The organism is Buchnera aphidicola (Lipaphis pseudobrassicae) (assembly GCF_005081185.1).
GTDB lineage: Bacteria > Pseudomonadota > Gammaproteobacteria > Enterobacterales > Enterobacteriaceae > Buchnera > Buchnera aphidicola_AD.
In genome coordinates this window covers 120,135-130,627 of record NZ_CP034870.1, presented here as the reverse complement: position 1 = coordinate 130,627, position 10,493 = coordinate 120,135, and the positions used below count along the sequence as shown (strand labels likewise).

Below are 10,493 nucleotides of genomic sequence, written 5' to 3'. Positions count from 1 at the left end.
ACAGCGTCTGCTAATTGTTTGATAATTAAAGTACTATCTTTCCAATTTAAACAAGCATCAGTAATTGATTTTCCATAAATTAATGGTTGATTATCAATTACTTTTTGGAAACCTTCTTCTAAAAAACTCTCAATCATAACACCAAATATAGATTTAGAACCATGAGAAATTTGATATGCAACAGATTCAGCAACATTTTTTTGACGAATATGTTCTTTTAAACAATTTCCATGACTAAAATCAATCATTAAATATTCTGATAAATTAAACTCACGCAAATGTTTTATTGCTGATTCAACATCATCAGCGTGATAATTAGGAGAACTTCCTCCTCGCATAATTATATGTCCGTATGGATTACCACTAGTATGATTAATAGTCATTTGTCCATCTTTATTAGGAGCTAAAAATAAATGACGAACTTTTGCTGCACGAATTGCATCAATTGCAATACGTATATTTCCATCTGTACCATTCTTAAAACCTACTGGACATGATAGTGCAGAAGCCATTTCTCTATGAATTTGACTTTCTGTAGTTCTAGCTCCAATAGCACCCCAACTAATTAAATCTGCAATAAATTGTCCTATGACCATATCAAGAAATTCTGTTGCTGCTGGCATTCCTAATGCATTGATATCTAACAATAACTTACGAGCTACAGCTAATCCATGATTAACTCGAAAACTACCATTTAAATCTGGATCTGAAATTAATCCTTTCCATCCAACAACTGTTCTTGGTTTTTCAAAATAAGTGCGCATTATAATTTCAAGACGATCTTTATATTTTACACGTAATTCATATAATCGATGTGCATATTCTACTGCAGCAATAGGATCATGAACTGAACATGGACCTATTACAACAAGCAATCGAGCATCTTCTCCAGTCATAATACGAGCAATATTTTGTCTTGTTGTTATAACATTATCCATTATCTCTGAAGTTATAGCATATTGCTTTGCTAATTCAGATGGAGTAATTAATGGATCAATTCGTATGGTACGTAGTTCATCTGTTTTTTTCATTTTGTTCTCTAAATGAATTTTTTCTGGAAAGAATAGCAAGATGTGATAAAAATCACGAAAAACTAACTAGTCATAAGTTCATATTTCTAATATTTTATGAATGTTCTTAATAGAAAAAATTTCATAATATTAGAGAGAATAAATTTTTATTAATACACTTTAAATAATATGACAGAAATTTTAAATAAAAAAAAAGATAAAATCTTTAAATACATAATATCATTATAGTCATACTATTAATTTTATTCTTAATAACTATGAAATATAATTAAACTATTTTTTTATGTTATCATATTTTATGATGATATTTAATTAAATATATACTGTATATATATATTCATTAATCTTTTTTTAGGGACGCATTCTTTAAAAAAGAATCAATAGAAATATCATAGATCCATGATATTATTAAACGATAAAATATTACTAATACTACAGGTCCTATGAATAAACCAATCATCCCAAAAGCTAATAAACCACCAATAACCCCAGATAAAATTAATAAAATAGGTAAATCAGCACCCATTCGTATAAAAAATGGTCTAAGTATATGATCAAGTATGAAAACAAGACAACTCCAAATTAATAATATTGTCCCCCAAGTAGTATTATTGTGCCAATATAGCCATATAATTGATGGTACTAATATTGGTAATGGTCCTATTTGTATCAAACAAGAAAAAACGATAATTATCATTAATAATGCCCAATAAGGAACCCCAGAAATTAATAATCCTATACCAGATAATATCGCTTGAATTAACGCTGTTACTGCTACACCTAATGCAACCGCTCTTACTGCTTGAACGGCTAATAAAATTATAGCATCTCCATTTTTTGAACTAAGACGTAATGCAAAATAGCGTATAGCATGACTAACTTTTTCACCATTCCAGTATAAAAGCACACTAAATAATAACATTAACATTAAATGCATAAAAAATAATCCGCAATTTTTAGCTTGACTTATAAAAAATTCAGTAGTACGTCCCATATAAGGTTTAACTTCTCGAATTAATTCACCTCCATCACCAGCTAATAACTCTTGATAACTAATAAATATTTTTTTACCAATAAGTGGAATATCTTGAAGCCATATTAATTCTGGAAATTCTAAAGTATTTGAACGAAACCAATGAATTAGAGGAATACTTGTTGCAATTAAACTATTTACAACAAAAAAAACTGGAATTATAAATAATAATAACAAAATAATAGTCATACTTGCTACTGCAAGTAAACGTTTTCCCCATAAAAAATATTGTATTTTTAACATCATAGGCCAGGTAGCAATAACAATCATACTAGCCCAAGAAAATCCTAATATAAATGGATGAATTACTATAAAGCTTATTACACTCATAGCAATAATAAATATTAGTGATAAAATAGACTGCGATAAATCCATCTTTTCTTTTGGATTTTGCATATAGTTATTTCACCTCAATATTTTTATATTATAAATAATTTTTTATAGAAAATGATTTAACTTTATGAGACAAAAACATTTTTTTATAAATATATAATATAATTATAACATTAAATTTTATAAAAATAATTAACAAAAATAATATTCTTTAACCCTGAAATATATATATAATAAAAATAAAATCTAAAACAACGTTTTCAACAAACATTTTTTATAAAAAAGAATAATATGATGAAAAATAATAATGCTAATATTTACTTTCCTAATAAAAACGAATGGAAAGGTTTTTCAATAACTGATAATGCTATAAAACAAATTTTGTTCTTAATAAATTCCCATACTGATAACAAAGGAATAAGATTGGGTATAAAAAAATCTGGATGTGCAGGATTTCGCTATACCATGGAATTAATTAAAAAATCAGAATTAAAACAAGAAAAAAATAAAGAAGAAAAAACATTTACTTATAAAAATATTTTCATCTGTATTTCTTCTAAAGAAATGCCATTTTTAGAGGGAATTAAAATAGATTTTATAAAAAATCATATTAATAGAGTATTTAAATTTTATAATCCTAAATTAGAAAAATTTTGTGGTTGTGGAGAAAGTTTTTCAATTGATTAAAAAAATCTACCAACAAAGTAAACAATGATTTTTTTTACCTCTAGATAACAATGTAAATTTTCCAAATAATTTATCTTTATTTTCAAATAGATGATTTTGTTTAATTTTTTTAGTATTAATAGATATAGAATTTGCAGAAATCATCTTTTTGGCTTGTGTTCTAGATGTTGCTAAAGAAGACAACACTAATGCTTCTTGTAAATCTTTTATCATACTAATATTAATTGAAGGAATACCATCTTGTTTTAGTTGTTCGAGATCAGATTTTTGAATCTGATGAATTTTTTTAAAAAAAAGAAATTCAGTAATTCTTTCTACTGCTAATAATTTTTCTTCTCCATGTACCAAACGAGTGATATTCTTAGCAAGAAAAATTTTATCATTGATGATTTGGTTTTTAATATATTTTTGTTGTTCTCTTTTTTGAATTTCTAATATACTAACAAAAGTAAATATTTTTAAGAAATAATAAATATTAGAATCATCTATATTCATCCAAAACTGATAAAATTTATAAGGACTAGTTTTGTTCGCATCTAACCAAATAGTTCCTAATTCTGTTTTTCCAAATTTAATTCCATTAGATTGAGTCAATAGTGGAACCGTTAAACCATATACTTCTTTTTTCATTTTACGATTAATTAAATGCATTCCAGAAGAAATGTTACCCCACTGATCTGCTCCTCCAATTTGAAGATATACTTGGTATCTCTTGTGTAAAATAAAAAAGTCATATGCTTGTAATAAAGTATAAGAAAACTCTGTAAATGAAATTCCTTGATCAGGTCTTGAAATACGTTGTTTTACTGCTGATCGATTAATCATAGTGTTAATTGAAAAATATTTTCCAACTTCACGTAAAAAAGACAAAATGTTCATTTCTTTAAACCATGTATTATTATTTAATAATACAGCACTATTTTGTCCACAATTAAAATCTAAAAAATAAGCAATCTGTTTACTAATCTTTTCAGTCCAAATATTAATAATATTAATATGATTTAAATCTCGCTCTTTTTTTTTAAAACTAGGATCTCCAATTAAACTAGTAGCTCCACCTATTAATACAATAGGTTTATGCCCCTCTATTTGAAATCTTTTTAACGTAATTAGAGGTAAAAGATGACCTATATGTAAACTTTCTTCTGTAGGATCAAAACCACAATAAAGAGATATAGAATTATTTTGAATGAGTTTATTTAAATTGTCTTCATTTGTAATATGAGATATTAAACCTCTATTTCGTAGTATGTTAATTAAATTAAATTCACTCATTAAAACCTCTTTTTTTAAGATTATATTTTAAAAAATATATTTTTTGTGGTTTAATTTTTTATATTTTGTTATATAAATATTTTAAGCTAATTTTAGTTTAGCTTCAATAAGTAAAATATAATATTTTTCTTTTTTAAAAAAATATTTATTATTTTAATTAGGATCAATCTCTATGAACCATTTTATTCTTTTTGAAATGGGAAAAAGATTAATTATTTCTATAGATTGATTTAACAACTTATTAAGTTGTATACGTGAAGTAAATTGAACTAATAACTGATAAAACTGCTTTTTTAATTGCAATATAAAAATAGGATGAGGTCCTACAAACCAAATCGCAATGCTATATTTAGTGGATTGTTTTATGAAAATTTCACGAATTAAATTTAAAAATATAATATTTTTTTCTGGATTTTTATTTTCAGAATAAATAACAACCTGACAGCTCCAAGGTGGTAAAAAAAAATTTTTTCTGACTAATAATGTTTGATTTGCAAAAACATTATACGTGTTATTACATAGTTCTTTTAAATTAATATTTTCTAAATATGACGTTTGTATTATGATTTTAGATAGTGTTTTTTTATATTTAGTTAATTGAATTAAGTTAAAATAAAATTGTGCAAAATATTCTAATTTTCGGAATTTAAAAGAAAAAAAATAATTATCAATAGAAGTTAAAGCAATCAAGCTAACAAAAGGAAAATAATAATTTTGAACAATTTTTTCTGTTGTAAAAATAATGCAAGGACTAACAATAGAAAAATCAAAACAATTTTTATTAAACATATTTTTATTAATATCTTTCTTATTTAATAAGAAAAAAATTATTCTATCAGGAAAAATATTTTGTATAATATTTTTTATTTTTTCTATACTTATCTTTATTACAATTAAAGACAAACAACCACAATTATAACAAAATGAAGGTATTCCAATTTTTATTAAACAAAATTTACAAAATAAAACATTACGATATTGATTTAATTCAAAGTAAACATGACAGTTATTACATTTAAATATTGATCCACATCTATTACATTTTAATAAAAAAAATAAAAAATTTACTTGATTAAAAATCAATAATACTTGTTTTTTTTCATAATTTTGAATGATTTCGTTAATCAAAGTTAACGAAAGACCAAATCTTATTCTTTCCTGTTTTAAATTAATAATGCTATTATTATATTTTATAATATGATTCAATTTGTTTGTAGTTATATAAAAACATTTTTTAGATAATATGTTGTATAAAGTTTTCAATGAAGGTGTATCTGAGTCTAAAATTATTGGTATCTTTTCCTTATAAGCTCGAAATATTCCTATATCCCTAAAATTATAACTACATTGAATAATATTTTTATAATTTAAATTATGTTCTTCAAAAAGAAGAATTATACCTAATTTTAAAAAAGGTAAAAAAATACTTTTATTTGTTCCTATAACAATAGAATTTTCACCTTTTTTTGTTCTTATCCAATTTTTTAAATACTTAGTATTTGACAATTCTGAGTGAATACTATCGATAGTAACATCAAAAAATTTTTTTAAAAAAACTACCATTATATTTATATTTTTAATATGAGGAACCAAAATCAAAATTTGCATTTCTTTATCTAATACTGTTTTAATTAGATGTAAATAAAATTTAATTTTTCCATATAAATTATGTTTAGAAAACAACCAAGATGAAAAATTTTTTTTTATTAAAATTTTATCAATAATAGTTAGATATTTTCTATTTAAGAAAATTCTTCTTTTACTTTTAAAAGAAGGTTTTTTAATAAAAGAAGATGAGTTTAAAATATCTAATTTACATAATCCTTGATTGTGTAGCTTCTTCAAAATAAATCTAGATAAATTATGTGTTTTTAATTCGAAACTTAAAATACTTTGTTTTTTTAAAAAAAGTAAAGTATAAAATTGTTTTTTTCTTTTTTTAAAATTAGCAAAATTACTTTCTTTTCCTTTTTTTGTAATGCTCCATTTATAGATAATTTTATCCTTTACAACAGAATCACTAAATAATTTTTTTGGTAAAATAGAAAAAAAAACAATACCAATAGGACAATAATAATTTCTACTTATCCATATTAAAATATCTAATACTAAACTGGTATAAAAAGACTGATTATCAATCATTTTTTTTGCATATTTTAAATTTAATTGAGTTTTTTCTGTTTGTATCACAAAAGCAATTACAATACCTATCATATATTTAGAACGAAAAGGAACAAGTATTCGACCACCAATAACAGGAAATGCTGAATTAGGAGGCATAATATATTCAAAATATCTTCTAATTGGTAAAGGTAAAACAACTTTTACAATAATCACTTTCATACCTATAAAAAAATATATTATTTTTTTTCTTTGAATTCACAAAACTTATCTATTAAACATATATTACATTTAACTTTTCGTGCAGTGCAAATATATCTACCATGCAAAACAAACCAAAAATGGATTTTCGATTTAAAAACAGCAGGAACTACTCTATTTAATTTTTTTTCAACCTCTTTTACATTTTTACCACTAGCAAAATTAGTACGATTAGATACTCTAAAAACATGTGTATCAACAGCAATAGTTTTTTTTTTAAATAATATATTTAAAATAATATTAGCTGTTTTTCTACCAACTCCAGGAAAAGATTCTAGATCATTACGATTTTTAGGAATGTAACCTTGATATTTAGTAACTATTAAAAAAGAAGTTCTAATAATATTTAATGCTTTAGTATGATATAAACCAACATGTTTAATATAACTTTTCAGTTCTTCTAAACCCAACAGTAAAATACTTTCAGGAGTATTAGCAACACTAAATAAAACTTTAGTAATTTTATTTACCATAAGATCAGTAGATCTAGCCGAAAGCATTACAGATAGTAACAATTCAAAATCTGAGGTAAAAATTAGCTCTGTATTGGGATTAGGATTATGTTTTAAAAATAAAGATAAAATATTATAACGTTTCTCTTTGTTCATATTGATATCATATTTTATTTTTTTAAACAGCATTTTAAATTATTTAAGATAGTATTTTTTTTGTTATATAAATCTATATAATTTTTCATAGCAATTATACAACCTAAAATAAAGAAACCACCTGGTGGTAAAATAGCCAAAATTATAGTAGAATCTTTGTCTAGTATTTTTATAAAAAAAGAGGGATCTACACTTAAAATGATTTTATTTATTCCAAAAAATAATGTTCCATGACCTAATATTTCACGTATGGAACCAATTATAAACATAGCACAAGTTGCACCTAAACCTATTGAAATTCCATCAAAAAAAGATAGACATATAGAACTTTTATAAGCTATAAGGTCCGCTCTTCCAACAATAATACAATTAGTAACTATTAGTGGAATAAAAATACCTAATGATCGATACAAATCAAATTGATAAGCATGAATTAACATTTCTATAGATGTAACAATAGAAGAAATTAACATCATATAAATAGGAATTCTTATATCTTTAGGTATTATTTTTTTTAACATAGAAATTATAGTATTTGTAATTGTTAAAACCAAAGTAGTTGTTATTCCCAATCCAATTGCATTAACAGAACTAGTAGTCATCGCTAACACTGGACACAATCCTAACAATTGAACTAAAGAAGAATTGTTTATCCAAAATCTATTTTTTAAAAAAGTTTTTATTTTAATAAACATTTATTATTTAAAATTTTAAAATTGATGGTATGTTTTTAATAAAAATAACTGTTCTTTTGACCGAATTAGTCACTGCTTGTGGAGTTATTGTAGCTCCTGTAAATTGTTCAATGTCACCTCCGTATTTTTTTAATGTACAATTCTTATCGTTTATAGAAGAAATATGCATACCAGAAAATTTGGTAATCCAATTAGAAATAGATAATTCAATTTTATCTCCAATTCCTGGAGTTTCCCGATGAGATAATACTCTTACACCAATAATTGTTCCATTAAAATACGCTGCTACTAACATGTTAATAGAACCAGAATAACCATCAGGAGCAGTTGTTTCAATCACAGCTCCTTTTGGTTCGTTTTTTTGGTTAAATAATAACCATAAATTATGATTTTCAAGATTTCCTAAAGATTTATTTTTTATTTGATATAATTTTATATTGAATTCATTTAATATTTTTAAAGATAACACTTGTTCTAATAAAAGTTTTTTTTCTTTTTCATTTTGAAGAACTATTTGAGTTTTTGTGATTTTATTTATAAAAATTATAGTCGAAATAGAAACAATAGAAAAAAAACTAATTAAAAAAGCATTTTTTAATATTTTTTTAAGCATATTTATATATTATTATGACCATATCCAGACGTTTTAGTACAATAATCTATTAATGGAACTAGCATGTTTGCAAATAAAATTGAAAAAGCTATACCATCTGGATAATCAGTATAATTACGAATAATCCAAGTCAAAACAGCAACAACCATACCAAATATTATTTTTCCTATATTAGTACAAGAAGTAGTAACTGGATCCGTAGCAATAAAAAAACTACATATCATTGTTCCTCCAGAAAAAAAATGTACTAATGGAGACAAAAAAAATTCTTTTGAGATCAAAAAAGAAAATATTGATAATGTTCCTAAAGTAATTAAAAAACTTACTGGAATACGCCAACAAAATATTTTTTTTAAAAATAAAAAAATACCTCCTAAAAAAAAACTTATATTTATATATTTCCAGCTATCTTGAAAGGTGATATCTTGAAATTGATAATTATCTAAAACATCATCATTTTTTAAATGATATTTTGTTTTAAAGCAGTTTAAAGGAGTCGCTTCGGTGAACATATCAGGAAACATATTTACATTAACATTTTTAATATCATTGATATCATTATTCAAAAAAATAATATTTACAGATTGTTTAATATCTTTAAAAACAGAAAAGTGCGAATTACTTCCACTCCAATTATTCATATAAACTGGAAAAGAAATTAATAATACTGCATAACCTAACATAGCAGGATTAAATATATTTTGACCTATTCCACCATATAAATGTTTAGCAATGACAATTGAAAAAAATACTCCAATAATCATCATCCACCAAGGAAGTAAAGAAGGAACACTAACTCCAAGTAAAACTGCAGTTAAAATAGAGGAATTATCATATAGATATATTTTTACGTTTTTTGAACGTATTTTTAATACTACTATTTCTAATAGTAAAGCAACTACTATTGCAAATAAAATTTGTATTAAAGTACCAAAACCAAAAAAATAACATTTAGCAATAATACCTGGAATACAAGATAAAATTACTAATAACATTATTTTTCTAACATCATAAATATCATTTACATAAGGAAAATTTATTTTTTTCATATTATCTGTAAATATAAAAGTAAATTGGTATAAAAGTTTATGTTTTTGCTTTCATACGTTCTATTGCTTCGTAAACTTTTTGTTTTCGCTTATTTTTTTCTTCTAAATTGCATATATTATTAATTATTTCTTTTTGCTTTAACAATCTTTTTTCTCTTTCTTTAAAACGTAAAAAAGATAGTTTTTTCAATCTATTTTCTATATTTATATCTTTAAGAATTTTTTTTTCTTTTTTAAAAAATTTCACTAGAGAAATATGACTAGGACAAACTTTTTCGCATGCTTTACATTCGATACAATCTAATACATTATATTCGCGTGTTTTTTCATGATTTTTATTTTTAGCATATAAATAAATTTGTTGAGGAAGCAAATTTACTGGACATACATTTGAACAATAACTACATCGAATGCAATTATAATGAACGATTTTTTTATACGTATCTTTTTTAAATTGAAGCCAAATAAAATTGGTTTTTTTTGATATACAATCATTTAAATTATAAATTTTTTTTCCCATAAAAGGACCTCCTAGATGTCCAGTGATATTAACATTCTTTTCATGTATTTTATGTTTAACAAGATGTTCTATTGGAGTTCCAATTCTCATCCAAAAATTTCCTGATAAACTTTTCTCGTCACTCAAAATAGTAACAATACGCTCAGTTAATGGTTCGCCATTTATAACTGCTCTTTTTATTGCATATATTGTAGCAACATTAAATACAAGACAACCTATATCAATAGAATGTTTATTATATGGTATTTCCTTTCCTATTAACATTTT

Annotated in this window: 10 protein-coding genes; 1 reads left to right on the top strand and 9 read right to left on the bottom strand. The window is 23.7% G+C overall.

Translation table 11 applies throughout. From position 1 onward, the window contains the following. Together D9V70_RS00620 and ydiK are read right to left on the bottom strand one after the other, a co-directional pair. On the bottom strand, nucleotides 1-1,031 hold a 1,031-nt coding region (locus D9V70_RS00620), incomplete at its 3' end, for a 3-deoxy-7-phosphoheptulonate synthase (protein WP_158356268.1). A gap of 340 nt (nucleotides 1,032-1,371) precedes the next feature. Further along, nucleotides 1,372-2,460, bottom strand: coding sequence for an AI-2E family transporter YdiK (gene ydiK, locus D9V70_RS00615; RefSeq protein WP_158355849.1), 1,089 nt, complete (start codon nucleotides 2,458-2,460; stop codon nucleotides 1,372-1,374). Between the two features lie 231 nt (nucleotides 2,461-2,691). On the opposite strand from ydiK, the gene D9V70_RS00610 reads away from it, so the two are divergent. Further along, a complete protein-coding gene (locus D9V70_RS00610) occupies nucleotides 2,692-3,084 on the top strand; it encodes an iron-sulfur cluster assembly accessory protein (protein WP_158355848.1) in 393 nt (130 codons plus the stop codon). 6 nt (nucleotides 3,085-3,090) lie between these two features. Here D9V70_RS00610 and tyrS read toward each other — a convergent pair whose 3' ends face one another. The 7 genes from tyrS to D9V70_RS03230 all read right to left on the bottom strand — a co-directional run. Beyond that, on the bottom strand, nucleotides 3,091-4,359 hold the full coding sequence (gene tyrS, locus D9V70_RS00605; RefSeq protein WP_158355847.1) for a tyrosine--tRNA ligase: 1,269 nt from the start codon (nucleotides 4,357-4,359) through the stop codon (nucleotides 3,091-3,093). 153 nt (nucleotides 4,360-4,512) lie between these two features. Then, nucleotides 4,513-6,702, bottom strand: a complete 2,190-nt coding sequence (priA, locus tag D9V70_RS00600) for a replication restart helicase PriA (RefSeq protein WP_253254815.1) — start codon at nucleotides 6,700-6,702, stop codon at nucleotides 4,513-4,515. 17 nt (nucleotides 6,703-6,719) lie between these two features. Then, nucleotides 6,720-7,349, bottom strand: a complete 630-nt coding sequence (gene nth / locus D9V70_RS00595; protein ID WP_158355845.1) for an endonuclease III — start codon at nucleotides 7,347-7,349, stop codon at nucleotides 6,720-6,722. Between the two features lie 14 nt (nucleotides 7,350-7,363). Next, entirely contained in the window at nucleotides 7,364-8,038 is a 675-nt protein-coding gene (locus D9V70_RS00590) for an electron transport complex subunit E (RefSeq protein ID WP_158356267.1), read from the bottom strand. A 13-nt stretch (nucleotides 8,039-8,051) separates the two neighbouring features. Continuing rightward, nucleotides 8,052-8,657 (bottom strand): electron transport complex subunit RsxG, encoded by a 606-nt coding sequence (rsxG, locus tag D9V70_RS00585; protein WP_158355844.1) that lies wholly within the window; start codon nucleotides 8,655-8,657, stop codon nucleotides 8,052-8,054. A gap of 2 nt (nucleotides 8,658-8,659) precedes the next feature. Continuing rightward, nucleotides 8,660-9,697, bottom strand: coding sequence for an RnfABCDGE type electron transport complex subunit D (locus tag D9V70_RS00580; RefSeq protein ID WP_158356266.1), 1,038 nt, complete (start codon nucleotides 9,695-9,697; stop codon nucleotides 8,660-8,662). A gap of 46 nt (nucleotides 9,698-9,743) precedes the next feature. Continuing rightward, the coding region (locus tag D9V70_RS03230; RefSeq protein ID WP_253254813.1) for a 4Fe-4S dicluster domain-containing protein at nucleotides 9,744-10,493 on the bottom strand (750 nt) is incomplete at its 5' end.

What these genes read in the sequence shown, in the direction of transcription:
- ydiK (WP_158355849.1), bottom strand. Translation starts at nt 2,460, where the DNA reads ATGCAAAATCCAAAAGAAAAGATGGATTTATCGCAGTCTATTTTATCA.
- D9V70_RS00610 (WP_158355848.1), top strand. Translation starts at nt 2,692, where the DNA reads ATGAAAAATAATAATGCTAATATTTACTTTCCTAATAAAAACGAATGG.
- tyrS (WP_158355847.1), bottom strand. Translation starts at nt 4,359, where the DNA reads ATGAGTGAATTTAATTTAATTAACATACTACGAAATAGAGGTTTAATA.
- priA (WP_253254815.1), bottom strand. Translation starts at nt 6,702, where the DNA reads ATGAAAGTGATTATTGTAAAAGTTGTTTTACCTTTACCAATTAGAAGA.
- nth (WP_158355845.1), bottom strand. Translation starts at nt 7,349, where the DNA reads ATGAACAAAGAGAAACGTTATAATATTTTATCTTTATTTTTAAAACAT.
- rsxG (WP_158355844.1), bottom strand. Translation starts at nt 8,657, where the DNA reads ATGCTTAAAAAAATATTAAAAAATGCTTTTTTAATTAGTTTTTTTTCT.